Origin of the sequence: Micrococcus sp. KBS0714 (assembly GCF_002008305.4) — a bacterium.
Classification (GTDB): domain Bacteria; phylum Actinomycetota; class Actinomycetes; order Actinomycetales; family Micrococcaceae; genus Micrococcus; species Micrococcus luteus.
Genome location: NZ_CP042169.1, coordinates 586171 through 611510, shown reverse-complemented (window position 1 = coordinate 611510; position 25340 = coordinate 586171). Strand labels below are relative to the sequence as shown.

Here is a 25340-nt window from a genome sequence, read left to right as displayed (position 1 = left end):
TCACTCTCCGTCCAGGATGGCGGGGACCTTGAACTGGCCGTCCTCGGAGTCCGGCGCCTGGTCGAGGGCCTCCTCCTGCGTGAGCATGCCGGCCGGCACGTCCTCCCGGAACACGTTCTCCAACGCGATGGGGTGGGACGTCGGCGTCACGTCGTCGCCCGCGGCGGCCTGGACCGCGGAGACGTGCTCCAGGATCTTCTCCAGGTCGCCGGACATCGTGTCCAGTTCCTCGTCGGTCATCCGGATGTGGGCCAGGCGAGCCAGATGCTCCACCTGATCCCGGGTGATCTCAGGCATGGATCTCCTCGTGTGACGGGTCGGGGCGGGGTGGACGACGCCGGCGCGGCGGCGGCCACATCGGGGTCGAGTCTAGTGCCGGGGCCTGGACGGCCGCCGCCACCGCTTCGAGGCGGGAGATCCACCCCACCGCGGCGCTCCGGGCCCGCATGACAGGGATTTCCCGCCCCGAATGGGGTCCCGGTGCCGATGTCCCGCCCGGGGTCAGTCCAGCGCGAGCCGGTAGACGAGGAACGGGCCGGTCTCGTCGGCCGGGTCGAGGTCCGGCACCACGTCCGCGAGGAACCAGTCCCGCTCCGGGACGCGCACGAAGCCGGCGCGCTCGTACATCCGGTGGGCGCCGGTCATGGAGGGCATGGTGGTCAGCACGACGGCGTCCACGCCCTCCTCGGCGCGGGCCCGCGCCACGATCTCGGCCAGCAGGGCGCCGCCCACCCCGCGGCGGTGGAACCGCGGGTGCACGGCGAGCATGCGGAACTCGTACTCCCCGTCGCCGGAGGTCTCGGCCAGGGGCGAGCCGGGCGGGGTGAGCACCACGGACCCGGCCACCTCGCCGTCGACCTCGGCCACGAGCACCTCCGCGCGGCCGGCCCGGTCGGCCACGTCCATGAGGGTCTTCACGTAGGCGTCGTCGGGGGCGATGTGGCCGCCGTCGACATAGGACGCCAGGGTGAGCTCGGCGACCGCCTCGTGGTCCTCGGGGCGCAGCGGGCGGACGAGGGCGCTCATGCGTCGCCTCCGGCGTGCTGGCGCAGCGTGTCCTTCAGGCGGGCGCGGGTCGCGTCCGTGGCCACGACGTAGTCGCGCCGGCGCAGCCAGGCGGTGGGCACGGCCTGGTGGGGGTGGCCGTCGCGCGACTCGTGCAGCCCTTCGAGGAACGTCGCGGCCGCCGGCTCCTGCCAGATGTTCACCCAGTAGGCGCGATCCCGCTCCTGCGCCGTCAGTTCCTTGACCAGCCGCCTCGTGAACGGGCAGCCCGGCCGCCAGAACACGACGACGCCGCCGCGCTCGACGTGCGCCTGCGCGCCGGCGAACGGCCGCGAGCGGACCCGGACCGCCCACCGGTACGTGACCGCGTAGCCGGCCAGGACGAGCCCGGCCACGATCATCCCGACCTGCTGCAGGCGCGTCCCCGCGATCATGAACGTCAGTCCGCCGGCCACGAACAGGACCGGGTAGAACCACGGGTCTCCGACGATCCGCCTCATGCCCTCTCCCCCGTCATGGCGGCCAGGGCGGACCCGTCCACGTCGCCGGCCACCATCCAGTCAGGATGTGCCGTGCCGTCCGCCGAGGCGGGCCGCGTCACCGCGACGCCGGCCTCCTCCGCCACCAACGCGCCGGCGGCCCAGTCGTACTCCTGCGTGCCGAACTCGGCGTACGCGTCCAGGGTGCCGTCGGCGACCATGCACAGGTCCAGCGCCGCCGAGCCGATCCGTCGCACGTCCCCGAACGCGGGCAGCAGGGCCGCGAGCGCCCGCACCTGCAGGGCCCGGCGGGCGGGGTCGTAGCCGAAGCCGGTGGCGAGCAGTCGCCCCGAGCGTCCGGGCAGGGGACCGGTGAGCCGCACGGGGGCGGCATCGCGGTCGGGCAGGTCCACGCCCGCCGTCGTCGCGTCCGCGGTGCTGAAGGCGCCCCGGCCCGCGCTCGCGTACCAGGTGCGCCCCAGCGCGGGCGCCGCCACGACGCCGGCCAGCCAGCGTTCGGTGCCCTCGGCCACCCCCAGCAGGTCGGCGGTCTCGGCGTCCACCGGGCCGGTGACGGCCACCGAGGTGCAGAACTGCGGAAGCCCGCGCACGAAGTTCGTGGTGCCATCCAGCGGGTCGATGGACCAGCGGTACCCGGACGGCTCGGCCGGACGGGTGGCGCCGTACTCCTCGCCGGTGATCTCGTCCGAGGGGCGGTAGCCGGCGACGACCTCCCGGACGGCCTGCTCGGCGCGGCGGTCGTAGTCGGTGACCCAGTCGGAGCCGGAGGACTTCGTCTGCGCGCCGATCTCCTCGATGCCCAGCGGGACGGCCGGGTGGTGACCGGTCCAGCGCCGGGCCAGGACGTCCGCGCCGGCGCGCGCGGCGGCCTTGGCGACCACGAGCAGGCCCGGGACCGTGGTGCGCGCGCTCATGCCGAGGCCTCCCCCTCTGCGGCGCCGTCGGGGGCGTCGTCCGTGTCCGCCGGGCGCACCGCGTCCGGGCCACCGGCCAGCAGCGCCGTGAACCCGGCCTCGTCCAGCACGGGCACGCCGAGGGACTGCGCCTTGTCCAGCTTGGAGCCGGCGGCCTCGCCGGCCACCAGGAAGTCGGTCTTCTTGGACACGGACCCGGAGGCCCTGCCGCCGCGCACGAGGATCGCCTCCTTCGCGGAGTCGCGGGAGAAGCCCTCGAGCGAGCCGGTGACCACCACGGTCAGGCCCTCGAGCGTGCGCGGGGTCGACTCGTCCTGCTCGTCCTCCATGACCACGCCCGCCGCGGCCCAGCGGTCCACGATCTCCCGGTGCCAGTCCTCGGCGAACCACTCGATGAGCGCGTCCGCGATGATCGGACCGACGCCGTCGATCTCGGCCAACCGGTCCCGGTCGCCGGCCTCGGCCGCCGCGCGCAGCGCCGCCATCGAGCCGAACGCCGTGGCCAGCGAGCGGGCCGCCGTCGGGCCCACGTGCCGGATGGACAGCGCCACGAGGGTGCGCCACAGCGGCTGGGACTTGGCCTTCTCGAGCTCGTCGAACAGGCGGAGCGTGTTGGCCGTGGGCGCGGACGGCTTCTTCGCGGTGCCGGCGGTGAAGAAGTACGGCTTGAGCGTGAACACGCCCGAGGGCACCATGCGGCCGTCCACCTTCGTACGGCCCTCGCGCCACACGCGGACCTCGCCGAGGGAGCGCTGCAGGTCCGTCAGCCCGTCCTCGCCGCGGGGGCCCGTGATCTCCTCCGGCGTGCCGGAGGCGAGGTCGAAGATCTGCGCCTCCGCCGTGATGGGGCCGGGACCCTCGGGGCGCACCTGCCCCTCGTGCTCGGCCGGGTCCTCGCCGGGGCCCTGGACGAGCCAGCGGGCGGCCTCCTCGCCGAGCGCCTCCACGTCGAAGGCGCCGCGGCTGGCCAGGTGCTCGACGCGGCCGGCCAGCTGGGCCGGGCAGGAGCGGGCGTTGGGGCAGCGCAGGTCCACGTCCCCCTCCTTGGCCGGGGCCAGCGGCGTGCCGCACGAGGGGCAGTGCGCGGGCATGACGAACTCGCGCAGCTCCCGGCCCGCCTCGATCGCCTTCTCGCGCAGCGGCAGCACGGGGCCCACGACCTCGGGGATCACGTCCCCGGCCTTGCGCACCACCACGGTGTCCCCGATCAGCACGCCCTTGGCCTTGACCACGTCCTGGTTGTGCAGGGTGGCCAGAGAGACGGTGGACCCGGCCACGGTGACCGGCTCCAACACCGCGAACGGGGTCACCCGACCGGTGCGGCCCACCGAGACCGCGATGTCCCGCAGCAGCGTGTGCACCTCCTCCGGCGGGTACTTGTACGCCGCCGCCCAGCGGGGCACGCGGGAGGTGTGGCCGAGGTAGCGCTGGTCCGCGAACGCGTCCGCCTTCACCACGATGCCGTCGATCTCGTGGATCAGCTCGTGCCGGCGCCGGCCGTACTCCTCGATCACCGCGACGACGGCGGCCAACGCCTCCTCGTCCGCACCCTCCACCACGCGGGTGTAGGGGCTCACGGGCAGGCCCCAGCCCGCGAGCGCGTCGTACACCTCGTGCTGGGACTCCAGTCCGAACGCCTCGACCGAGCCGATGCCGTGCACGAACATGGCCAGCGGGCGCTGCGCGGTGACGGCCGGGTCCTTCTGACGCAGGGCGCCGGCGGCGGCGTTGCGCGGGTTCGCGAACGGCGTCTGACCCTCCTCGGCACGGCGCGCGTTGAGCTCGGCGAAGGCGGCGGAGGACATGAACACCTCGCCGCGCACCTCGAACTCGGCGGGCCAGCCCTCGCCGGAGAGCTCGTGCGGGATGTCCCCGATGGTGCGCACGTTGGCGGTGACGTCCTCGCCCGTGACGCCGTCGCCGCGGGTGGCGGCCTGCACGAGCCGCCCGTCCCGGTAGCGCAGGGCGACGGCGAGCCCGTCGATCTTCACCTCCACGAGCCAGCGGGGCGCCACGCCCGGTCGCACCTGCGTCAGGGCCTGCGCCGCGCGGCGGAACCAGACCTCGAGCTCCTCGATGGAGAACAGGTCCTCGAGCGAGTACATGCGGGCCCCGTGCCGGACGGGGGCGAACGCCTCCGAGACCTCGCCGCCGACCTCCTGGGTGGGCGAGTCGTTGGCCACGAGCTCGGGGTGCAGGGCCTCGAGGTCCTCGAGGCGGCGGTACAGCGCGTCGTACTCGGCGTCCGAGATCTCCGGGGCGTCCCGCTGGTAGTAGGCGGTCCGGGCGGCGCGGACCCGCTCCACGAGGTCCTCGTACTCCTCCCGCAGGTCCGCGGCGGGGATGTCCTGCGGATCGGGCTGGGCGGCGGATTCCTTGGGGGTGCTCACCCGGCCCAGCGTAGTCGGCGTCCCGGACGGCGCACCCGGGTCAGGGGATGCGCACGAGCACCGCCGTGATGTTGTCCCGGCCGCCGCGCCACAGGGCGGCGCCGATGAGCTTCTCGAGGGCGTCCTCGAGGGTGTCGGCGTCGTCGATCAGCGCGCGGATCTCCTCGTCCAGCAGCTCGCCGGTCAGGCCGTCGCTGCACAGCAGGACGAGGTCCCCGGAGGCGAGGGGGACCTCGGCCACGTCCACCGTGAGCGCCTCGCGCGAGCCGAGCGCGCGGGTGATGACGTTGCGGCGCGGGTGGACGCGGGCTTCGGCGGGGGTGAGCTCCCCCGCGTCGACGAGCATCTGGACCGCCGAGTGGTCCACCGTGAGCTGCTGGAGCACCGGCGAGCCGACGGGCCGCAGGTACACCCGGGAGTCGCCGACGTTCGCCACGGCCCAGCGGCCGCGCTCCGTGTCCAGGCAGGCCAGGACGGTCAGGGTGGTGCCGGAGCGCCCCAGCCCGGCCTCGACGACGGCGGCGTCCGCCTCGTGGATCAGGTGGCCGAGCTCCTGGGGCGTGTGGGCCGTGCCCGGGGCGAGCACCTCGGGGGCGCGGCGGCGCAGGGTCTCGATCGCGGCGGCCGAGGCCACCTCGCCGGCCTCGTGCCCGCCCATGCCGTCGGCCACGGCGGCGAGCACCAGCGGCTCCCCGACGAGGGTCCACGCGTCCTCGTTCAGGTCGCGGACGGCGCCCACGTGGGTGGCGCCCGCGGCCTGGGGCCGCGGCGCGGACGGGGTCTCGGGGCGGGGGTCCACGGGGTCCTCGATCAGTCGGCGAGCAGGGTCTGGGCCGACCCGTCCAAGAGCAGGGAGGGGCGGACCTCTCCGAACCCGCGGACGATCCTGGGCGGCTGCGGGACGAGCACGAAGCGCTCGTCCCGGGACAGGGCCGCAGCGGTCATGGCGTCCACGAGCACGGTACCCGGATCGGCCAGGGACGTCAGCCGCGCGGCGAGGTTCACGGTGGGCCCGTAGATGTCCCCCATGCGCGAGAGCACCCGTCCCCACGTCAGGGCGACGCGCGCCGAGGGCAGCTCCTCGTCCGCGGCGATGGTCTCGGCCAGGGAGAGCGCGATCGCGGCACCGGCCTCGGGGGTCTCGGCGTTGAACATGACCTCGTCGCCGATGGTCTTCACGAGCCAGCCGCCGCCGGCGGAGATGGTCTCCGCGGCGAGGGACTCGAAGCGCAGCACCATGCGGGCCAGCGTCCGGTCGTCCATGGTCCGGGAGAGCGTCGTGTAGGAGACCATGTCCGCGAAGCCGACGGCGCGGGCCAGCGGCAGCGGCGCGTCCGACTCGGAGCCGTCGCGGCCCTCGGCGCTGGCCGCCAGCCCGGCCTCCACGCGCACGGTCAGGCGCTGGACGGCGCGGTTGAGCTGGCGCCGGTAGACGATCCGCATGGACTTCTCGAGCGGTCCGACCATGTCCGGGAGCATGTCGACGACGGCCCGCCGTGCCTCCGGGTCCGTCAGGCCCTCGGAGGCGATCTTGTCCTCCACGAGCGCCTCGATCTGCCACACCACCATGCGGTCCGTCATCTGCCCGATCGACCGGGCCAGCGAGATGGCGGTGTCCTCGTTCAGCGTCCCCGAGCGCACGAGCGTGAGCACGGACTCGAACGCCTCGATGTCCGCCTCGGTGAAGGCCTTGTGCCCCTCCGGCGACGTCGGATAGCCCAGCGCACGCCAGATCTTCCGGGCGGAGGCCATCGAGACGCCGAGGCGCTGCGCCACCTCCCGTGAGGTGTAGGCGCGCGGGCCCACCACCAGGCCGGCGTCGAGCGTGCGCATCGCGCTCGTCCAGCCGGCGGGCTCGGCGGACCGCTCCTCGACGTCGCGGGCGGTCTCGTCCTCGGCCGGCGGGACGATCGGCAGCGGTGCGGTGTCCGGTGTCTCCGGACGGCTCATCGGAGGTCTCCTGTCGGGACGGGGGCGGGCCAGGTTGCGGTGCGGGCCTGGCGGGTGAGGTGGGCCAGGGCCTCCTCGAAGCGCGCGGCCTCGGGGACGTCGCGCAGCCGCCAGTGGACCTGGCGGGCGGGCTCCTGGAAGAGGATGTGCAGGTCTCCGGCACCCGAGCCGCGGCGGCGCCGCTGCACGTCCGCGATGGACACGAGCGGCATGGCGGCACCGGAGCCGCCGATGCCGGCGCCCTGGAGGATGCGGCGGTCGGTGAGCACGGTGCGCCGGAAGACCCAGCGCCACAGCGGGCGGACGGTGCCGGGGAGCAGGACGAGCGCCGCGACCACCCACGCGGCCGCCTCGAGCACGGCGCGGTTCGCGGCGACGAGCCCGGGCAGGTCGGGGCGTGCGAGCACGCCGACGGCCAGGCCGAGCAGGAACGCGACGGCCACGAGGACCGCGGCGGGGCGCAGCAGCGCGCGCGGGTGGGTGCGGGTGCGGACCATCACCTGCTCACCGGGCTCGAGTCGCACGGCGGTCACCTCCTGACCGGGACGGGTGTGTCATGCGCCGCGATGGACGTCTCCGCGCAGGTGGGCCACGTCCCCCGCACTGACCTCGGTCTCGATTGTGCCACGGTCCGGTGTGACGCGCTTCACGCGCAGGGTGCCACCGGGGCCGAGGCCCACGGCCGTGCCCTCCAGCACGCCGCCGCCGGGCAGCTCGGCGCGCACCGCGCGGCCCAAGGTGGAGAGGCGGTCCGCCACGGCCGCCACGGCGGGGTGGCGTCCGTCCACGGCCGCCGCCTGACCCGCCACGCCCGCCGCGAAGCGGTCCACGGCCGCCACGACGGCGTCGCGCAGCTCGACCGCGAGGTCCCGGGGCGCGGGCACGGCGTCCGCGCCGATCCACTCCGCCAGGTCCGTGGCGGTGTCCACCGGGGCGGCCCCGCGGTGGTCCAGGTTCACGCCCATCCCGACGACGACGCCGGGCCCCTTGCCGTCCGAGGACAGCGCCACCGTGGCCAGCACGCCGCACAGCTTGCGTCCGTCGGTGGCGAGCACGTCGTTCGGCCACTTCACGTGCGTCGGGACGCCCCGGGCCGCGAGGCGCTCGGCGACCGTGGCGGAGGCGACGAGCGAGAGCCAGCTCAGATGGGCCGGGGAGACCGGCACCCCGCCGGACTCGGGACGCAGGTACACGGACAGGGCGAGCGCCGCACCCGGCGCGGCGCTCCACACGCGGGAGTGCCGTCCCCGGCCGGCCCGCTGGTCCGCGGTGGCCACGGCCGCACCGTGCCGGTGTCCCTCGCGGTCCAGCCGTGCGAGGAGCTCATCCTGCGTGGAGCCGGCGGAGTCCAGCCAGGTCAGATCCGGTGTGGGGGCGTCGTCGGGGTGCATGCCCCTAGATATACACGGCGTTCCCGGGGGCGGGCTGGGCGGGCCGATCCGCTCCCGGGGCGCGCGGAGGGGCGGCCCGGGCCGACGTCCTCGTCGTTTGTGGGCTTCCTCCAACCGAGGGCGTCCGCGGCGGCCCGTAGACTGGCCGACTGAGCCTCCGCATCTGGCGGACCACCACAAGGAGGACGTGTGACCGATCCCGATCTGACCACCACGGCCGGCCGGCTGGCCGACCTGCATCGGCGGCTCGAGGCGACGGCCGCGCCCGGCGGCCCGGACGCCGTCGAGCGCCAGCACGCTCGCGGCAAGCACACCGCGCGCGAGCGGATCGACCTCCTCCTGGACGAGGGCTCCTTCGTGGAGCTGGACGCGCTGGCCGTGCACCGCACCACCGCGTTCGGCATGGACGCCAAGCACCCGGCAGGCGACGGCCTGGTGTCCGGCTTCGGCACCGTGGACGGGCGCCAGGTGGCCGTCTACTCCCAGGACTTCACCGTGTTCGGCGGCTCGCTGTCCGAGCGCAACGGCCAGAAGATCGTGAAGGTCCAGGAGTTCGCCGCGCGCAACGGCTGCCCCGTGATCGGCATCCTCGACGGCGGCGGCGCGCGCATCCAGGAGGGCGTGGCCTCCCTCGCCCAGTTCGCGGACATCTTCCGGAACAACGTCCTGGCCTCGGGCATGATCCCGCAGATCTCGCTGATCATGGGCCCCTCCGCCGGCGGCGCGGCCTATTCGCCGGCGCTGACGGACGTCGTGGTGATGGTGGACCAGACCTCGCACATGTTCATCACCGGCCCGGACGTGATCAAGACCGTCACGGGCGAGGACGTGGACATGGAGACCCTCGGCGGCGCCCGCTCGCACAACGCCACCTCCGGCACCGCCCACTACATGGCCTCCTCGGAGGAGGACGCGATCGCCTACGTGCAGGAGCTGCTCGAGCTGCTGCCCTCCAACAACCTCGCGGAGGCCCCGACCTTCGAGGCCGCGGACCCGGAGCCCACGGACGAGGACCTCGCCCTGGACGAGATCGTCCCGGACTCCGCCAACCAGCCCTACGACATGCTCGAGGTCATCGCCTCGATCGTGGACGAGGGCCACCTGCTGCAGCTGCAGGAGCTGTACGCGCCCAACGTGATCACCGGCCTGGCCCGCCTGGACGGCATGAGCGTGGGCGTCGTCGCGAACCAGCCGATGCAGTTCGCCGGCACCCTGGACATCGCCGCCTCGGAGAAGGCCGCGCGGTTCGTGCGCTTCTGCGACGCGTTCAACATCCCGATCATCACCCTCGTGGACGTGCCCGGGTTCCTGCCCGGCACGGACCAGGAGTTCAACGGCATCATCCGCCGCGGCGCCAAGCTGATCTACGCCTACGCCGAGGCCACCGTGCCGAAGCTGACCGTGATCACGCGCAAGGCCTTCGGCGGCGCGTACATCGTGATGGGCTCCAAGAAGCTCGGCGCGGACCTGAACCTGGCCTGGCCGAGCGCGCAGATCGGCGTGATGGGCGCCCAGGGCGCCGTGAACATCCTGTACCGGCGCGACCTGAAGGCGACGGCGGAGGCGGGCGGCGACGTCGACGCGCGCCGGGCCGAGATCGTGGCCGACTACGAGGCCGAGCTGCTCAACCCGTACCAGGCCGCCGAGCTGGGCTACGTGGACGCCGTGGTGCCCCCGCACGCCACCCGCGGCCAGCTCATCCGCGCCCTGCGCGCCACCCTGCACAAGCGCGAGGCCCGCCCCGCCAAGAAGCACGGGAACATGCCGCTGTGAGCGCCCTGCTGGGTCCGGGCGCCCCGGACGAGAACGACGAGTCGACGCAGGCCACGCCGGCGTCGGCCGACCCGCTGCAGCTCAGCGGCCCGGAGTTGGAGCCGGAGGAGATGGCGGCGCTGGCCGCCGTCCTCGAGGCGGCCGCCGCGGCCCGGGCCGAAGCCGCCCGGCTCGCCGCCGCGGCCGCCGACCCCCGTCCCCTGGACCGCACGCTCCGCCGTCGCGGCGACCTGGGCCTGTGGGCCCGGCCCGGCCGCGGCCAGTGGCGTCAGGGCGCGGGCCCGCAGTGAGCCGGGGGGCGGGCGCCAGCGCCTAGAGTGCCGGTATGACCCAGCACACCTCCGAGGCCGCCGTCGACGGCGCCCGCACCCCGTCCGCCATCGACGCGCTCGCCGAGCGCTACGTGACCGACCTCCTCGCCCTGCATCCGGACACCGCCACCGAGCTCGGCTTCCCGGGCCGGGAGACCGAGTACACGGACTTCTCCCCCGCCGGCGCCCGCGCCGACGACGAGCTCAACGCCCGCCTGCTCGAGGACCTGGCCGCACTCGAGCTGCAGGACGAGACGGACCGCGTCACGAAGGCGGCCATGCAGGAGCGCATCGGCCTCGAGCGCGAGATCCACGCGACCGGCCGCACCGAGCTGAACAACATCGCCTCCCCCGCCCAGGGCATCCGCGCGGTCTTCGACCTCATGCCCACGGACACCGCGGAGCAGTGGGGCCACATCGCCGGCCGCCTCGAGAACCTGCCGGCCGCCCTGCGCGGCTACACCGAATCCCTGCTCGCCTCCCGCGACGCCGGCCACGTGGCCGCGGTGCGCCAGGTGGACATCGTGGTGGAGCAGGCCCGCGCCCACGGCGCCGCGGGCGGGTTCTTCCCGGGCCTGGTCGAGCGGGCCGAGGCAGCCGACGTCGTGGACGACGCCCTGGCCGCCCGCATCCGCTCCGGCGCGGACGCCGCCGCGCAGGCCTACCGCGACTTCGCGGACACGCTCGAGGCCGAGCTGCGCCCGCACGCCCCGGAGGCGGACGGCGTCGGGATCGAGTACTACCGGCTGGCCTCCCGCGACTTCCTCGGCGCCGAGATCGACCTCGAGGAGACCTACCGCTGGGGCCAGGAGGAGCTGGCCCGCATCATCGCCGCGCAGCAGGCGGACGCCGAACGCATCCGGCCGGGCGCCACGATCGAGGAGGCGCGCGCGATCCTGGACGCGGACCCGGAGCGCACCCTGAAGGGCACCGAGGCCCTGCGCACGTGGATGCAGCGGCTCTCCGACGACGCGGTCGAGGCCATGAAGGAGCACTTCGAGATCCCGGCCCCGATGGACCGGCTCGAGTGCATGATCGCCCCCACCCAGGAGGGCGGCATCTACTACACCGGCCCCTCGGACGACTTCTCCCGGCCCGGCCGCATGTGGTGGTCCGTGCCCCCGGGCGAGGACGAGTTCACCACGTGGGCGGAGACCACCACGGTCTACCACGAGGGCGTGCCGGGCCATCACCTGCAGATCGCCACCGCCATGATGAACCGGGAGAACCTCAACCTGTGGCGCCGCAGCTTCTGCTGGACGTCCGGCCACGGCGAGGGCTGGGCGCTGTACGCGGAGAAGCTCATGGAGGAGCTCGGCTTCCTCGACGACCCGGGCGACCACCTCGGCATGCTGGACATGCAGCGCATGCGCGCGGCCCGCGTGGTGTTCGACATCGGCTACCACTGCGGCTTCGACGCCCCCGAGTCCGAGGGCGGCGGCGCGTGGACCCCGGAGAAGGGCTACGCGTTCCTGTCCAAGCACCTGAGGATCTCCGAGGGCCAGCGGCGCTTCGAGTTCACGCGGTACCTCGGCTGGCCGGGGCAGGCGCCGGCGTACAAGGTGGGTCAGCGCATCTGGGAGCAGATCCGCGCCGAGCACGAGCAGGCCGAGGGCGCCGACTTCGACCTCAAGGCCTTCCACACGCGGGCCCTGCGCCTGGGCGGCATGGGCCTGGACACCCTGCGGGAGGCGCTCGCGTGATCCCGCACGACGACGGCGCGGCCGGCCTCGGCACGGGCCTGCGGCTGGTGCTCGGCTCGGCCTCCCCCGGCCGAGCGGAGGTCCTGACCCGGGCGCGGGTGCCGTTCCGCGTCGTCGTCTCGGGGGTGGACGAGGCGGCCGTGGGCGCGGCGGCGGGCGACCCGTCGCCGGCGGAGCTGGCGGGCCTGCTGGCGGAGGCCAAGGGCCGCGACGTGGCCGCCCGGGTGGCGGCCGCCGGCGTCGACGCGCCCACGCTCGTGCTCGGCTGCGACTCCGTGTTCGAGTTCGACGGCCGCGCCCACGGCAAGCCCTATGAGCCCGAGGTCGCCGTCGAGCGCTGGCGCGCCCAGGCCAGCCGGCAGGGCGTGCTGCACTCGGGCCACTGGCTGGGCCTAGTGCTGCCGGAGTCCGGGGCCGGGTCCGGGATGGCGGAGGAGGCGGGCGTGGTGTCCGCCGTCGTGCGCTTCGGCGCCGTCACCGAGGCCGAGATCCAGGCCTACGTGGCCACGGGCGAGCCGCTGCACTGCGCGGGCGCGTTCACGGTGGACGGTGCGGGCGCGGCCCTCGTGGACGGCGTGGACGGGGACCCCAACGCGGTGATCGGGCTGTCCGTGGCGTGGCTGCGGCGGGCCACGGCGGCCCTCGGTGAGGACTTCACCCGGTTGTGGGAACCCTCCAACGCGCAGCGCTGATCCGGCGCGACAGGGCCGCGTGCCTCGGAGGGTTCCGCCACAACGAGTAGGGTGCTGGTCAGAGTCGGCGCCGTCCCGCGCCTTTCGCCCCACCGGGTGAGGGGCACGACCCCGGACGTGGCGCCCGCACCCCCAGCCGTGATCGTCCGAGGAGTCCATCGCCCATGAGCATCGCCGACGCACCGCAGGCCTCGGTCGTCCCGCCCGTCGACCCCGCGGCGGAGCGCCGGTTCTCCCGGGTGCTGATCGCCAACCGCGGCGAGATCGCCGTGCGCATCATCCGGGCCTGCCAGGACGAGGGGCTGACCTCCGTGGCCGTCTACGCCGAGCCGGACCGGGACGCCCTGCACGTGACGCTCGCAGACGAGGCCGTGGCCCTCGGCGGGGAGACCGCCGCCGACTCCTATCTGGTGATCGGCAAGATCCTCGACGCCGCCGAGCGCGCGGGCGCGGACGCCGTGCACCCCGGCTACGGCTTCCTCTCCGAGAACGCGGACTTCGCGCGCGCCGTGACCGACGCCGGCCTCGTGTGGATCGGCCCGCCCGCCGAGGCGATCGACCGGCTGGGCGACAAGGTCTCGGCCCGCCAGCTGGCCACCAAGGTCGGCGCCCCGCTGGCGCCGGGCACCACCTCCCCCGTGACCGGCACGGAGGAGGTCGTCGCGTTCGCGGACGAGTTCGGCCTGCCGGTGGCCATCAAGGCGGCCTACGGCGGCGGCGGCCGCGGCATCAAGGTGGCCCGCACGCGCGAGGAGATCCCCGAGTTCTACGAGTCCGCGGTCCGTGAGGCCGTGGCCGCGTTCGGCCGGGGCGAGTGCTTCGTGGAGCGGTTCCTGGACAAGCCGCGCCACGTGGAGACGCAGTGCCTGGCGGACGTGCACGGCGACGTCGTCGTGATCTCCACCCGCGACTGCTCGCTGCAGCGCCGCAACCAGAAGCTCGTGGAGGAGGCCCCGGCGCCGTTCCTCACGGACGAGCAGAACGCCCGCCTCGTGGAGTCCTCCAAGGCGATCCTGCAGGAGGCCGGCTACGTCGGCGCGGGCACGTGCGAGTTCCTCGTGGGCCAGGACGGCACCATCTCCTTCCTCGAGGTGAACACGCGCCTGCAGGTGGAGCACCCGGTCTCCGAGGAGATCACCGGCATCGACCTCGTGCGCGAGCAGTTCCGCCTGGCCCGTGGCGAGGCCCTCGGTTACACGGACCCGCAGCCCCGCGGCCACTCGATCGAGTTCCGCCTCAACGGCGAGGACCCGGGCCGCAACTTCCTGCCCGCCCCCGGTCGGCTCACCACCTTCCGCATGCCCAGCGGCCCGGGCGTCCGCGTGGACTCCGGCGTGGTGGAGGGCGAGGCCGTCTCCGGGGCCTTCGACTCCATGGTCGCCAAGCTGATCGTCACCGGTGCGGACCGCCGCCAGGCCCTGCAGCGCGCCGCCCGCGCCCTGCGCGAGGCCGAGATCGTCGGCATGCCTTCGGTACTGCCCTTCCACCGCGCCGTGGTGCGCGACCCCGCCTTCGCCCCCGAGATCGCCGGCTCGGAGGAGCCGTTCTCGGTGCACACCCGGTGGATCGAGACGGAGTTCGCGAACCGCATCGAGCCGAGCGCCCTCACCCCGGCCGAGCCGGCCCCCCGCGAGGCGCGCCACACCGTGACCGTGGAGGTCAACGGCAAGCGCGTGGACGTCACCCTGCCCACGTGGGGCGAGGCCCTGCACACGATCTCCGGCGCCGCCCAGCGGGCCGGTGCGGGACGACGCCGGCCCCGCGGCAAGCGCGGCGCACCGGTGGCCGCGGCCGTCAGCACGGACGCGCTGACCGCCCCGATGCAGGGCACCGTGGTGAAGGTCGCCGCCGAGAACGGCCAGACCGTGGCCGAGGGCGACCTGATCGTGGTCGTGGAGGCCATGAAGATGGAGCAGCCGCTCGCGGCCCACCGCGCGGGCGTGGTCAGCGGTCTCGAGGTCGAGCCGGGCCAGACGGTCACGGCCGGCACGGTGATCGCCACCATCGCCGACGCGGAGTGAGCCGCCGGCGACGACGGCGGGGAGCGCCGGCGTCGCGGACTGGTTCCACATGGTGGACGACGAGGATGTGACTCTCGCAGATCGGCGCGACGAGGCTTAACCTGACACGCATCTTCGTCTCACATCGTGGTCGCTCGCGACCCCCTGTGCCCGTCATACCAGGGAGACACCATGTCCCACTCCACCCCGCCCGTGAACCCGGGCGCCCCCACCGATCTCACGTCGGACGCGGTCGCCACCGCGGAGGAGGTGCCCCGCTCGCGGGTCATCATCGCCTCCCTCGTGGGCACCTCGATCGAGTTCTACGACTTCTACATCTACGCCACGGCCGCCGTCTCGGTGTTCCCGCTGATCTTCTTCGCGGGCGGCGACGACAACACGGCCCTGCTGGCCTCCATGGCCACCTTCGGCGCGGCGTTCATCGCCCGGCCGCTGGGCGCCGTCGTCTTCGGCCACCTGGGCGATCGCGTGGGCCGCAAGACCACGCTCATCGGCTCGCTGCTGACCATGGGCATCGCGACGTTCCTCATCGGCCTGCTGCCCACGTACTTCCAGATCGGCCTGTGGGCGCCGGCCATGCTGACGCTGCTGCGCTTCTTCCAGGGTCTGGGGCTCGGCGGCGAGTGGTCCGGCGCCGCCCTGCTGGCCACCGAGTACGCCAAGGACGGCAAGCGCGCGCAGGCGGCCATGTGGCCGCAGCTCGGCGCGCCGATCGGCTTCCTGCTGGCCAACGGCCTGTTCCTCGCGCTCGTGCTCGGCTTCGACCACGACTCCACGAACCCGGTGCTCGACGGCCCGTTCCTCACGTGGGTGTGGCGCGTGCCGTTCCTGCTCTCGATCGTGATGGTGGCCGTGGGCCTCTACGTCCGCGTCAAGCTCGAGGAGACCCCGGTCTTCCAGCGCGCCCTCGACCGCGACCAGCGTGTGAAGGCGCCGCTGAGCGAGGTGTTCCGCCGCAACTGGTGGGAGCTGATCCTGGGCACCTTCGTCATGTACGCCACCTACGTGCTCTTCTACCTGATGACCACGTGGATCCTCTCCTACGCGATCGGCAAGCCGGCCAACGGCTTCCTGGGTGTCCCCTACGCCGAGTTCCTCGTGCTGCAGCTGGTCGGCATCCTGTTCTTCGCGGCGTTCGTGCCGGTCTCCGGCCTGCTGGCTGACCGCTTCGGCCGCCGCCCCACCCTGATCGTGATCTCGGTGCTCATGGTGCTGTTCGGCCTCTCGTTCGGCCTGTGGCTCTCGCCGGAGAACATGGGCGTGGGCGCGGAGCTGAACGGGCCGCTGATGGTGGCGTTCCTGGCCACGGGCATGACGCTCATGGGCCTGACCTTCGGGCCGATGTCCGCGGTGCTGCCTGAGCTGTTCCCCACGAACACACGCTACACCGGCTCCGGCATCGCCTACAACGTGTCCTCGATCCTCGGCGCGGCGCTGACCCCCTTCATCGCGGCCTGGCTCGTGCAGAAGTTCGACGTCTCCTACGTCGGCTACTACCTGGCCGCCGCCTCGGCGATCACCGTCATCGCGCTGGTGCTCTCCCCCGAGACCCGCCACACGGACCTCGACACCGTCACCTCGGCCCGCGAGCGTCGCGCCGCGCGCTGACCCCGGCCGGCCCCCGGCGCTCCCCCCGCGCCCCACGCCCGCACTTTCGAACGTGACATCGGGGGAATGGACGCTTTCGGTCGTGAGATAGGCCCTATCTCACGACCGAAAGTCGTCTCTGGGTCAGATGCGCACGTGCAGGCGGCGGGCCGCCTCCGCGATCGACCCGGACATGGACGGGTACACGGTGAAGGTGTCCGCGAGGTCGTCCACGTGCAGCTTGTGCGTGACCGCGAGCGCGAGCGCGTAGATCAGCTCGGACGCGCGCGGCGAGACCACCACGCCGCCGATCACGGTGCCGGAGCCCTGTCGCGCGAAGATCTTCACGAACCCCTCCTCCGCGCCGGACATCTTGGCGCGGGGGTTGGTGTGGAAGTCCAGGCGCAGCACGTCCGCCTGGTACTGGCCGGAGTCCACCTGCGCCTGCGTGACGCCCACGGTGGCGATCTCCGGCGAGGTGAAGATGTTCGAGGCCAGCAGGTGCGGGCGCAGCGGCTTGAGGGCGTCGCCGAGCAGGTGGGCGACGGCGATGCGCCCCTGCATGGCCGCCACCGAGGCGAGGGCGAGCTTGCCCGTGCAGTCGCCCGCCGCGTAGATGCTCGGCACGGACGTGCGGGAGACGCCGTCCACGAGCACGTGGCCGGAGCCGGTCAGCTTCACGCCCACGTCGTCGAGGCCGAGGCCCGCCGTGTTCGGCACGCCGCCGACGGCCACCAGCGCGTGGGAGCCCTCGATCGACGGGGTGTCCTCGGCGCCCTCGCCGGAGAGGTGCACGCGCACGCCGGTCTCGGTCCGCTCGACGGACTCGGCCCGGGAGCGGGAGACCACCCTGAGGCCGTTGCCCTCGAAGACCTTCTCGAGCAGTTCGGCGGCGTCGGCGTCCTCGCCGGGGAGCACGCGGTCGCGCGAGGAGACGAGGGTGACCTTGGCGCCGAGGCGGTTGTAGGCCGAGGCGAACTCGGCGCCGGTGACGCCGGAGCCCACGACGATCAGGTGCTCGGGCAGCTCCTTGAGGTTGTAGACCTGCTTCCAGTTGAAGATCCGCTCGCCGTCCGGGACGGCGGTGGGCAGCTCGCGGGGGCTCGCGCCGACGGCCACGAGGATCGCGTCCGAGGTGATGATCTCGGGCTCGGCGCCGGCGTCGGCGTCGTCGAGGGCGCGGACGGACACCTCGTGGGGGCCGACGACGCGGCCCACGCCGTCGATCACCCGGACGCCGACCCGCTCGAGGCCCGCGCGGATGTCCGAGGACTGCTCGTGGGCCAGGTTCAGGATGCGGTGGCCGACCCGGCCCATGTCCGCGTGGACGTCGGCCCCACCGAGGTCGACGCCCAGGTCCACGGAGGCGCCCACGCGGCGCATCGAGTCGGCGGCGGCGATCAGCGTCTTGGAGGGGACCACGTCCGTGAGGACGGCCGCGCCGCCCAACCCCTGGCGCTCGACCAGGGTCACGCGGGCGCCCAGCTTCGCGGCCACCATGGCGGCCTCGTAGCCGCCGGGGCCGCCGCCGATGATGGTCAGGGACGGGATGAAGGTGCTGTTTTCCTCGCTCACGGGCTCCATTGTGTCCGCCGCGGACGGGAAAGTCCTAGCCCGCGCTCACGGGACACCGCCTAGACTCCACGACGTGACCGACCAGACCAGCATCCCCTCCCCCGACTCCCCCTTGACCGGCGACCATCCGGGCTTCGCCGAGGCCCGCGCGGCCGCCGACACCATCGCCCGGGCGACGGGCGTGGCGGAGCACCGCGTCGCCGTCGTCCTCGGCTCCGGCTGGGGCGAGGCCGCCGGCCTGATCGGCGACGAGGTCGCCGCCGTGCCGCTGGCCGAGGTGCCCGGCTTCCACGCCCCGAAGGTGCCCGGCCACAACGCGGTGATCCGCTCGGTCCGACTGCCGGACGGCACGCACGCCCTTGTCTTCGGCTCGCGCACGCACTTCTACGAGTCCCGCGACGCCCAGGCCGTGGCGCACACCGTCCGCACCGCCGCCGCCGCCGGGGCGCGCACCGTGGTGCTGACCAACGGCTGCGGCGGCCTGGACCCGGAGATCGCCCCGGGCACCCCCGTCCTGATCGCGGACCACATCAACCTCACCGGCGCCACCCCGCTCGTCGGCGCCACGTTCGTGGACCTGACCGACCTCTACTCCCCGCGGCTGCGTGCGATCGCCCGTGAGGTGGACCCGTCCCTGCGCGAGGGCGTGTACGTCCAGTTCGCCGGCCCGCAGTACGAGACCCCCGCCGAGGTGCGGATGGCGCGCACCCTCGGCGGCGACCTCGTCGGCATGTCCACGGCACTGGACGCGATCGCGGCCCGTCACGCCGGGCTGGAGGTGTTCGGCATCTCGCTGGTGACCAACCTCGGCGCCGGCATCTCGGAGACGCCGCTGTCCCACGCCGAGGTCGTCGAGGCCGGCCAGGCCGCCGGCCCGCGCATCGCGCGTCTGCTCGCGGACATCGTGGGGCGGCTCTGATGCCCGCGCATCCCCCGCACGACGACGTCGCCGCGCTCCCGGAGGACGTCCTCGCCCGGGCTGAGCGGTGGGCGGCGGAGGACCCCGATCCCGCGCACCGGGACACCCTGCGCGCCGAGCTCGACGCGGCCGCCGGCGTCGGCCCGGAGGCCGCGGCCGCCCGGGCGGCGCTCGCCGCCCGCTTCGCCGGGCCGCTCGTCTTCGGCACCGCCGGCCTGCGCGCCGAGGAGGGCCCGGGCGAGTCCCGCATGAACCGGCTCGTGGTGCGCCGCACCGCGGCGGGTCTGGCCGCGCACCTGTGGGACGGCGTCGGACGGGACGCTGCCCCGCCGCTGGCCGTCGTCGGGTACGACGCGCGGCGCGGTTCGGCCGCCTTCGCCGCGGACACGGCCGCCGTCCTGACGGCCGCGGGCGTGCAGACCGTCCTGCTGCCGGACCCGCTGCCGACGCCGGTGCTCGCCTTCGCGGTGCGCCATCTCAGCGCGGACGCGGGCGTGATGGTCACGGCCAGCCACAACCCGCCCGCGGACAACGGCTACAAGGTCTACCTCGGCGGGCGGCTCACGGACGAGGCGGGTCGCGGGGCGCAGATCGTCTCCCCCGCGGACGCGGAGATCGCCGCCCGCATCGACCACGCGGCGTGGGCCGCAGACATCCCGCTCGCCGACGACGGCTGGACCGTGGCCGGGCCGGACCTGCTGGAGGCCTACCGCGCGGCGGCCCTCGGCGTGCTCGACGACGACCGGCACGGCCACCGCGACCTGCGCGTGGTCTACACGCCCCTGCACGGGGTGGGCGGCGCCGTGGTCCCGGGCCTGCTCGAGGACGCCGGCTTCGGCCCCGTCCACGTGGTGGCCGAGCAGGCCGCCCCGGACCCGGCCTTCCCCACGGTCGCGTTCCCCAACCCGGAGGAGCCGGGGGCGATGGACCTCGCCCTCGCCCTGGCCGCCGAGGTGGACGCGGACCTGGTGATCGCCAACGACCCCGACGCCGACCGCCTGGCCCTGGCCGCGCCCGTCACCGACGCGGACGGTGCCCGCACGTGGCGGATGCTCTCGGGCGACGCCGTCGGGACGCTGCTGGGCGCGCACGCGATGCCGGCCCTGCACGCGGCCGGCCGCAGCGCCGCGAACTCCGTGGTCTCCTCCCCGCAGCTGGCCGCCCTGGCGGAGGCGAACGGGGTGAGGCACCACGTCACGCTGACCGGCTTCAAGTGGATCTCCCGCGCCCCGGACCTCGGCTTCGGCTACGAGGAGGCCCTCGGCTACTGCGTGGACCCGGACATGGTGCGGGACAAGGACGGCATCACGGCCGCCCTCATGGCCGCGGAGCTGGCCGCCGCCCTCACAGCGCAGGGACGCGGCCTGATGGACGCCCTGGCCGACGTCGACGCGGTCACCGGCGCCATGCCCAGCGCCCAGGTCTCGGTCCGCGTGGCGGACCTGTCCCTGATCGCCCGCACCATGACGGCCCTGCGTCAGCAGGCGCCGGCCACGCTCGCGGGGGAACCGGTCACCGTGCGCCGGGACCTGGCCGCCGGCGGGGACGGGCTGCCGCCGACGGACGCACTGCTGTTCGCCACCGACTCCGGCACCCGCGTCCTCGTGCGCCCCTCCGGCACCGAGCCGAAGCTCAAGTGCTACCTCGGCACCCGGGACGCCGACCCGGCCGCGGCCGCCGAGCGGCTCGAGGCGCTGCGCGCCGAGGTGACGGCCCTCGTGGGCGGCTGAGCCTCGGTAGGCTGGCGGACATGACCGTCTCCCTCACCACCGCCGAGCTGGCGAAGTACATCGACGCGACCGCCCTGAAGGCCGACACCTCGGAGGCGGACGTGCGCCGCCTCGTGGCCGAGTCCCGCGAGGCCGGGGTCAAGAGCGTCTGCATCAACCCCGTGTGGGTGCCGCTGGTGGCCGCCGAGCTCGCGGGCTCGGACGTGCTGACCTGCACCGTGATCGGCTTCCCCCTCGGCGCCAACGCCTCGGAGGTCAAGGCCTTCGAGGCCCGGCAGGCGATCGACGCCGGCGCGGACGAGGTGGACATGGTCCTCGACGTCGCCGCGGCCCGCGCCGGGGACCGCGACCGGCTCGTCGCGGACGTCCGCGCCGTGGCCGAGGCCGCGCACGCGGATGGCCCCGCAGGCGACGGCGGGGCGCTGCTCAAGGTGATCGTGGAGACCGCCCTGCTGGACGACGACGCGATCGTCCTGGCCTGCGAGGCCGCGGTCGAGGCCGGGGCGGACTTCGTGAAGACCTCCACGGGCTTCTCCACCGCGGGCGCCACCGTCGAGCACGTCGCGCTGATGCGCCGCACCGTGGGCGAGCGCATCGGCGTGAAGGCCTCCGGCGGGGTGCGCACCCGCGCGGACGCCCTGGCGATGATCGAGGCCGGCGCCACCCGGATCGGGGCCAGCTCCGCGCTTGCTATCCTGGGATCCGACTGACTCGCATCACTTCGGCCGGGCGTCCGCCCCGGCCGGGACCGCACCGAAGGAGCATCACGTGATCCGCAACGGCAAGGCCATCGACCACTCCAACGTGGGCGGCGTCTGGGGTTCCCTGATCGCCTTCATCGTCGCCTTCGGCGCGTTCCTCGGCTGCCTCTACGCCATGGGCTTCTGGTCGCTCGAGTCGGTCTGGATCCCCGGCCTGATCGCGCTGGCCCTGGCCACTGTGGCCTTCATGATCCCCAAGGCGTTCCTGGGCCGCAGCGACACCGTGGACACCACCGCCATCCACACCCGTCCCGTCGTCGAGCACGCCGCCTCCGGCGCCGCGCACCGCTGAGCCGTCCCGGAGCCGAGGATCGCTGACACCGGTCGTCCGGCCGCCGCGCGCCGAAGGGCGTCCACCCGCAACACGGGGGTGGACGCCCTTCGGCTTGTCTCCATCGCGGCGGTGGTGCTGGGTCACGCATACCTGACGGACCTCACCTTCAGCCGGTACCTGGAGATCTGGCGGATGCCGCTGTTCTTCTTCCTCACCGGCTACTTCTGGACGCGCGGCCGCCCCTGGGCCACGGACGTGTGGGGCCGCTTCCGGAGCCTGATGGTGCCGTACCTGGTGTGGGCGGCGCTCATGTCCGTGGCCGCATTCGCGTGGTTCGCCGACGACCCCGACCTCCTGCGGCGCCTGATGATCACCGGCTGGTACGGGGGCGCGGACCAGGAGCCCCCGTGGTGGGCGTTCTGGTTCATCTCCGTCCTGTTCTTCACCACGGTGCTGCGCCGATTCCTCGAGCGCTTCCCGTCCGCCGTCGCCTGGGCCGTGGGCCTGGCCGGGCTGGCGTGGGCCCACCTCGTGCCGGACTCCGCGATCGCCCGCACGCCGCTGGGCGTCGGGCTGGCCCTGCCGTGCCTGTTGTTCGTCCTCAGCGGGGAGATGTTCCGCCGCCGCGTCCAGCCGCACGTGCGGCGCCACCGGACGCTCATCGGCGTCGGCCTGGTGCTGCTCGGGATGGTCGCGGTCCGGCTGGGCCTGGAGCCGCCCAACATCAAGTTCGGCGGCTTCGGCACGCCGGTGCTCACCCCCGCCGTGGGCGTCCTGATGTCCGCGGGGATGGTGCTCGTGTTCGGTTCCACGGTGGAGAGGCTGCTGCGCTCCTTCGCCCGACGCACCGGGACGGGTCAGGCCCTGCGCCGCGCCATCACCGCCCTGGTCCGGACGGGCACGGTGGTGGTGCTGCTGCACGGCTGGGTGCTGATGTGGGTCACGCGCCACGGCGTGGAGGACAACGCCGCCAAGTTCGCCCTCGCGCTCGCCCTCAGCTGGCTGGCAGGCCTCGCCCTGCTCGCCACCCCCCTGTCCAAGCCGTTCACGGGGGCGCGCCGCCGCTGGCACCCGGTGCACCGCCTGCGACACGTGGAGCCCCCGCACCCCGTCACGTCCGCGCTGCCGCGCGTCACGACCGCCTCGGAGAGGACACACCCATGAGCAGGGATCATCGCCCCCCGATCCGCAATCCGTTCCTGCCGCCGACGCCGGAGGAGCCCGAGGTGCCGGCCCGCGACGGCGGCCACCCGGCGGGTGACGGCGGCGACGCCGACGCCCCGGCGGCCTCCACGGCGCGGGAGGATCGCCTCGCCGAGTTCCGGCTCGGCCCGGCATTCCGCCCCCACCCGGCCGACCGTGTCCCCGGCCCCGTGCCGAGCGCCCGCGTCCTCGTCGTGTGCACGGGCAACATCTGCCGCTCCGCCTATGTGGAGTACGCGCTGCAGGCGCAGCTCAACGCCCTGCTCGGCGACCGGGGCCGCGCGGAGGTCACGAGCGCGGGCACGGAACCGAACCAGGCGCTGACCGTCCCGGGTCCGCTGCTCGACCGCGCACCGAGCCGCCGAGTCCGCGCCGCGTTGACGCAGCATCGACCGCAGCAGCTGACCGGGCGTTCGCTGGCGGGACAGGACCTCGTCCTGACCGCGACGGACGACCACCTGGACGAGGTGCTGCGCGAGGACCCCGCGGCGGTGCGCCGGACCTTCACGATCCTCGGCATGGGCACCCTCCTGCGCGACCACGGCGAGGAGCTCGCCGCGGCGGTCCCTCCGGGCGCCGGCGTTACCGCGCTCGTGACGGCCCTGGCGGCGCTGCGCTCCCGCCTGATCGCCCACGGGGAGCGACCGGACGCGGATCTGCCGGACCCGTTCCGCGGCCCCGCCGAGGGCTACGCCGCGATGGCGCAGACCGCACAGCCGATCGTCGAGCTGCTGGCGTGGGAGATCGCCCGGGCCCTCGACGGGGACCTCGTGGAGGAGGAGCCGACGGGCGCCTGACCGGCCGGCGTCAGAGATCGGGGGGACGGGGCCGCCTCCACTGCCACGCGCAGGGGTGCGCAGCCGGGGGGCGGACAGGCGCAGCCTAAGAATGCGTAGGCGCCGAGGATGGCGAGGACGAGCACGACGCCACCCCCATCTGCGGCGTCGACCAGAGCCACAGGACGGCGCACGCCAAGCCCGCCATGGAGGTGCAGGGCCCGTGAGGAAGACGCACACCGCGGCGGTGACGAGCAGGGCCACCTTCCACCGCCGCGTCCGCACCAGAGCGAGCGGCGACTGAGCCGACCGCGGGCGATGCAGTCAACAAGACCGATGAAGCCCGCGATCCGCGCCCATTAGCGCAACCAGTCCAGGTCTGGGATGCCCTGCGGCAGGGGGACGATCGCGGGGAACGGCATGCTCGGTGAACATGAGAATGGAACTCTGTAGGTGGATCTAGACAGGTCGCGCAGCTCATCGCGAGTCCTGCCACGCGTTCATGGATGGCACGTCAACACGGAGCACCCGGGAGCGTGCGGGTCTCGCGCCGTCAGTCCACGAATCCACCTGAACCCCCTTTAACTTTGCACCGGGCATCCGGCACAGTCACCGCCGGGCCTCCTTTGGGTCGACTAAGCTCGCGGCCATGGGGGAACGAGCGACGAGACAGCGACCGGCCGCCCCGCCGTCCCTGGACCTCGAGGTCCGCGTCCGCCTCGCTCACGCCCGCATCACGCATCTGCTGGACCGGGCCGGCATCCGCGGCCTGCATCTCAAGGGCTACGCCACCGAGCCCGGCGTCTACCCCGACCACCGCCGCAGTTCGGACGTGGACCTGCTGGTCCATCCGGCCGATGCCACCGCTGTCATCGAACTCCTGCGCTCTCACGGCTGGGAACCGGTCGCCACCTTCTCTGAGGGGTCGATCTTCCAGCACGCGGCCACGCTCTGGCATGACCAGCTGGGGTATGTGGACGTGCATCGGCTCTTCCCCGGTCTCGGCGCGTCCCCCGAGGCGGCCTTCGACGCCCTGTGGAGCGAGCACATCCACCTCGTGATCGCCGGCCGGTCTGTCCCGGTGCCGAGCCCGCGCCATCAGCGGCTCGTCGTGATCGTCCACGCGGCCCGCGACCCGTTCCGCGGTGGCCTCGACGTCCGGCACATCCGGGAATCCCTCCCCGCCGAGAGCTGGGCCGCCCTACGCGAGGAAGCCCACCGGCTGGACGCGGGCGCGGCCTGGCACGTCGCCACGGGCGAGGCCGCCGACGGCGTCGACTCCCGGCAGCTGACCCTCTTCGCGGCGCTGCACGAGAGCCAGAGCGGTCTTGAGCTGTTCCGCACCCGGTGGCGGTCGGCCGCCACGGCGCGGGAGCGGGCGGTCCTCGTGGCCCGTACGATCCCGGTGAACCGCCCCCATCTGCAGATGCGCCTGGGCCGGCCTGTCACCCGTGCGGACCTGTGGCGCGAGCAGCGCGCTCGGCTCGGCGCACTCGCCGGCTGGGCCTGGACGAAGGCGGTGCGCCGTGACCGTTGAGACCACCGAGGGCTGGACGCTCGCCCCCAACATCGCGTGGGCCCGCACCGCCGGCGGCCAGGCCGCCGTCATGACGCTCGAGGCCGGTCAGCCGCTGCTGTTGGGCGCCTCGGGCGACGTGATCTGGGACGTCCTCGTGGGCGGCCGCACCCCGGAGGACGACCTGGTCGCGGATCCGCCGGCGTCGCTGTCGACGACGGACGTCACGGTCCAGGTCGCGGAGGCGTTCGGCCTCGCCCCCGCCGACGTCGCCGCGGACGTCCACGCCTTCCTCGAGATGCTCGAGGCGCACGGCGTCCTCGTCCGCGTGCGGACGGCCTGACCCGCC

Annotated in this window: 24 protein-coding genes; 14 read left to right on the top strand and 10 right to left on the bottom strand. The window is 74.1% G+C overall.

Annotated elements, in window-relative coordinates:
• The 9 genes from gatC to B1A86_RS02725 all read right to left on the bottom strand — a co-directional run bounded on the left by gatC (position 1) and on the right by B1A86_RS02725 (position 8150).
• The gene (gene gatC / locus B1A86_RS02765; protein WP_002854348.1) at positions 1 to 297 is read right to left on the bottom strand and encodes an Asp-tRNA(Asn)/Glu-tRNA(Gln) amidotransferase subunit GatC; all 297 of its coding nucleotides are present in this window, start codon (positions 295 to 297) and stop codon (positions 1 to 3) included.
• 204 nt (positions 298 to 501) lie between these two features.
• Entirely contained in the window at positions 502 to 1026 is a 525-nt protein-coding gene (locus B1A86_RS02760) for a GNAT family N-acetyltransferase (RefSeq protein ID WP_036317337.1), read from the bottom strand.
• Positions 1023 to 1505, bottom strand: coding sequence for a hypothetical protein (locus tag B1A86_RS02755; RefSeq protein ID WP_078025705.1), 483 nt, complete (start codon positions 1503 to 1505; stop codon positions 1023 to 1025). The genes B1A86_RS02760 and B1A86_RS02755 overlap by 4 nt, the downstream gene beginning before the upstream one ends.
• Complete coding sequence (locus tag B1A86_RS02750; RefSeq protein WP_078025706.1) at positions 1502 to 2419, bottom strand: inositol monophosphatase family protein; 918 nt, start codon at positions 2417 to 2419, stop codon at positions 1502 to 1504. The genes B1A86_RS02755 and B1A86_RS02750 overlap by 4 nt, the downstream gene beginning before the upstream one ends.
• Positions 2416 to 4809 carry an NAD-dependent DNA ligase LigA gene (gene ligA / locus B1A86_RS02745; protein ID WP_078025707.1) on the bottom strand — a complete coding sequence of 798 codons (2394 nt, stop codon included), beginning with the start codon at positions 4807 to 4809 and terminating at the stop codon, positions 2416 to 2418. Before ligA ends, B1A86_RS02750 begins: the two co-directional genes overlap by 4 nt.
• A 40-nt stretch (positions 4810 to 4849) precedes the next feature.
• On the bottom strand, positions 4850 to 5608 hold the full coding sequence (locus tag B1A86_RS02740) for a PP2C family serine/threonine-protein phosphatase (protein WP_020625514.1): 759 nt from the start codon (positions 5606 to 5608) through the stop codon (positions 4850 to 4852).
• A gap of 11 nt (positions 5609 to 5619) precedes the next feature.
• On the bottom strand, positions 5620 to 6759 hold the full coding sequence (locus B1A86_RS02735) for an adenylate/guanylate cyclase domain-containing protein (RefSeq protein ID WP_138976784.1): 1140 nt from the start codon (positions 6757 to 6759) through the stop codon (positions 5620 to 5622).
• Positions 6756 to 7283 (bottom strand): PH domain-containing protein, encoded by a 528-nt coding sequence (locus tag B1A86_RS02730; protein WP_036317415.1) that lies wholly within the window; start codon positions 7281 to 7283, stop codon positions 6756 to 6758. Before B1A86_RS02730 ends, B1A86_RS02735 begins: the two co-directional genes overlap by 4 nt.
• A gap of 30 nt (positions 7284 to 7313) precedes the next feature.
• Complete coding sequence (locus B1A86_RS02725; RefSeq protein ID WP_101965797.1) at positions 7314 to 8150, bottom strand: biotin--[acetyl-CoA-carboxylase] ligase; 837 nt, start codon at positions 8148 to 8150, stop codon at positions 7314 to 7316.
• 189 nt (positions 8151 to 8339) lie between these two features.
• On the opposite strand from B1A86_RS02725, the gene B1A86_RS02720 reads away from it, so the two are divergent.
• The 6 genes from B1A86_RS02720 (at position 8340) to B1A86_RS02695 (ending at position 16258) form a co-directional block, all read left to right on the top strand.
• Positions 8340 to 9923, top strand: a complete 1584-nt coding sequence (locus B1A86_RS02720; protein WP_041103546.1) for an acyl-CoA carboxylase subunit beta — start codon at positions 8340 to 8342, stop codon at positions 9921 to 9923.
• Positions 9920 to 10213 carry a hypothetical protein gene (locus B1A86_RS02715; protein WP_101965796.1) on the top strand — a complete coding sequence of 98 codons (294 nt, stop codon included), beginning with the start codon at positions 9920 to 9922 and terminating at the stop codon, positions 10211 to 10213. The genes B1A86_RS02720 and B1A86_RS02715 overlap by 4 nt, the downstream gene beginning before the upstream one ends.
• Positions 10214 to 10248: 35 nt before the next feature.
• Complete coding sequence (locus B1A86_RS02710; RefSeq protein ID WP_078025708.1) at positions 10249 to 11937, top strand: DUF885 domain-containing protein; 1689 nt, start codon at positions 10249 to 10251, stop codon at positions 11935 to 11937.
• On the top strand, positions 11934 to 12629 hold the full coding sequence (locus B1A86_RS02705; RefSeq protein ID WP_078025709.1) for a nucleoside triphosphate pyrophosphatase: 696 nt from the start codon (positions 11934 to 11936) through the stop codon (positions 12627 to 12629). The genes B1A86_RS02710 and B1A86_RS02705 overlap by 4 nt, the downstream gene beginning before the upstream one ends.
• A 164-nt stretch (positions 12630 to 12793) precedes the next feature.
• Entirely contained in the window at positions 12794 to 14650 is a 1857-nt protein-coding gene (locus B1A86_RS02700; RefSeq protein WP_078025710.1) for a biotin carboxylase N-terminal domain-containing protein, read from the top strand.
• Positions 14651 to 14821: 171 nt separating this feature from the next.
• On the top strand, positions 14822 to 16258 hold the full coding sequence (locus B1A86_RS02695; protein WP_078025711.1) for an MFS transporter: 1437 nt from the start codon (positions 14822 to 14824) through the stop codon (positions 16256 to 16258).
• A gap of 123 nt (positions 16259 to 16381) precedes the next feature.
• Here the strand turns inward: B1A86_RS02695 and B1A86_RS02690 are convergent, their stop codons facing one another.
• The gene (locus B1A86_RS02690) at positions 16382 to 17821 is read right to left on the bottom strand and encodes an NAD(P)H-quinone dehydrogenase (RefSeq protein ID WP_052520048.1); all 1440 of its coding nucleotides are present in this window, start codon (positions 17819 to 17821) and stop codon (positions 16382 to 16384) included.
• Positions 17822 to 17885: 64 nt separating this feature from the next.
• Here B1A86_RS02690 and B1A86_RS02685 point away from each other — a divergent pair, with 64 nt between their 5' ends.
• The 8 genes from B1A86_RS02685 to B1A86_RS02650 all read left to right on the top strand — a co-directional run bounded on the left by B1A86_RS02685 (position 17886) and on the right by B1A86_RS02650 (position 25334).
• Positions 17886 to 18731: a purine-nucleoside phosphorylase gene (locus tag B1A86_RS02685; RefSeq protein ID WP_044659714.1), complete on the top strand. Its 846-nt coding sequence runs from the start codon at positions 17886 to 17888 to the stop codon at positions 18729 to 18731.
• On the top strand, positions 18731 to 20461 hold the full coding sequence (locus B1A86_RS02680; RefSeq protein WP_078025712.1) for a phospho-sugar mutase: 1731 nt from the start codon (positions 18731 to 18733) through the stop codon (positions 20459 to 20461). Before B1A86_RS02685 ends, B1A86_RS02680 begins: the two co-directional genes overlap by 1 nt.
• A gap of 20 nt (positions 20462 to 20481) precedes the next feature.
• Positions 20482 to 21171 (top strand): deoxyribose-phosphate aldolase, encoded by a 690-nt coding sequence (gene deoC / locus B1A86_RS02675; protein ID WP_036340586.1) that lies wholly within the window; start codon positions 20482 to 20484, stop codon positions 21169 to 21171.
• Positions 21172 to 21229: 58 nt separating this feature from the next.
• The gene (locus tag B1A86_RS02670) at positions 21230 to 21514 is read left to right on the top strand and encodes a hypothetical protein (RefSeq protein WP_078025713.1); all 285 of its coding nucleotides are present in this window, start codon (positions 21230 to 21232) and stop codon (positions 21512 to 21514) included.
• A gap of 78 nt (positions 21515 to 21592) precedes the next feature.
• Entirely contained in the window at positions 21593 to 22660 is a 1068-nt protein-coding gene (locus B1A86_RS02665; RefSeq protein ID WP_078025714.1) for an acyltransferase family protein, read from the top strand.
• Positions 22657 to 23496 (top strand): low molecular weight phosphatase family protein, encoded by an 840-nt coding sequence (locus B1A86_RS02660; protein WP_078025715.1) that lies wholly within the window; start codon positions 22657 to 22659, stop codon positions 23494 to 23496. Before B1A86_RS02665 ends, B1A86_RS02660 begins: the two co-directional genes overlap by 4 nt.
• A 628-nt stretch (positions 23497 to 24124) precedes the next feature.
• On the top strand, positions 24125 to 25012 hold the full coding sequence (locus B1A86_RS02655) for a nucleotidyltransferase family protein (protein WP_078025716.1): 888 nt from the start codon (positions 24125 to 24127) through the stop codon (positions 25010 to 25012).
• Complete coding sequence (locus B1A86_RS02650; protein ID WP_078025717.1) at positions 25002 to 25334, top strand: PqqD family protein; 333 nt, start codon at positions 25002 to 25004, stop codon at positions 25332 to 25334. Before B1A86_RS02655 ends, B1A86_RS02650 begins: the two co-directional genes overlap by 11 nt.
• Positions 25335 to 25340 lie beyond the last annotated feature (6 nt).

Excerpts from the sequence above, each read along its gene's own strand:
- gatC (WP_002854348.1), bottom strand. The coding sequence starts at position 297 with ATGCCTGAGATCACCCGGGATCAGGTGGAGCATCTGGCTCGCCTGGCC.
- B1A86_RS02760 (WP_036317337.1), bottom strand. The coding sequence starts at position 1,026 with ATGAGCGCCCTCGTCCGCCCGCTGCGCCCCGAGGACCACGAGGCGGTC.
- B1A86_RS02755 (WP_078025705.1), bottom strand. The coding sequence starts at position 1,505 with ATGAGGCGGATCGTCGGAGACCCGTGGTTCTACCCGGTCCTGTTCGTG.
- B1A86_RS02750 (WP_078025706.1), bottom strand. The coding sequence starts at position 2,419 with ATGAGCGCGCGCACCACGGTCCCGGGCCTGCTCGTGGTCGCCAAGGCC.
- B1A86_RS02735 (WP_138976784.1), bottom strand. The coding sequence starts at position 6,759 with ATGAGCCGTCCGGAGACACCGGACACCGCACCGCTGCCGATCGTCCCG.
- B1A86_RS02725 (WP_101965797.1), bottom strand. The coding sequence starts at position 8,150 with ATGCACCCCGACGACGCCCCCACACCGGATCTGACCTGGCTGGACTCC.
- B1A86_RS02710 (WP_078025708.1), top strand. The coding sequence starts at position 10,249 with ATGACCCAGCACACCTCCGAGGCCGCCGTCGACGGCGCCCGCACCCCG.
- B1A86_RS02700 (WP_078025710.1), top strand. The coding sequence starts at position 12,794 with ATGAGCATCGCCGACGCACCGCAGGCCTCGGTCGTCCCGCCCGTCGAC.
- B1A86_RS02695 (WP_078025711.1), top strand. The coding sequence starts at position 14,822 with ATGTCCCACTCCACCCCGCCCGTGAACCCGGGCGCCCCCACCGATCTC.
- B1A86_RS02690 (WP_052520048.1), bottom strand. The coding sequence starts at position 17,821 with ATGGAGCCCGTGAGCGAGGAAAACAGCACCTTCATCCCGTCCCTGACC.
- B1A86_RS02680 (WP_078025712.1), top strand. The coding sequence starts at position 18,731 with ATGCCCGCGCATCCCCCGCACGACGACGTCGCCGCGCTCCCGGAGGAC.
- deoC (WP_036340586.1), top strand. The coding sequence starts at position 20,482 with ATGACCGTCTCCCTCACCACCGCCGAGCTGGCGAAGTACATCGACGCG.
- B1A86_RS02660 (WP_078025715.1), top strand. The coding sequence starts at position 22,657 with ATGAGCAGGGATCATCGCCCCCCGATCCGCAATCCGTTCCTGCCGCCG.
- B1A86_RS02655 (WP_078025716.1), top strand. The coding sequence starts at position 24,125 with ATGGGGGAACGAGCGACGAGACAGCGACCGGCCGCCCCGCCGTCCCTG.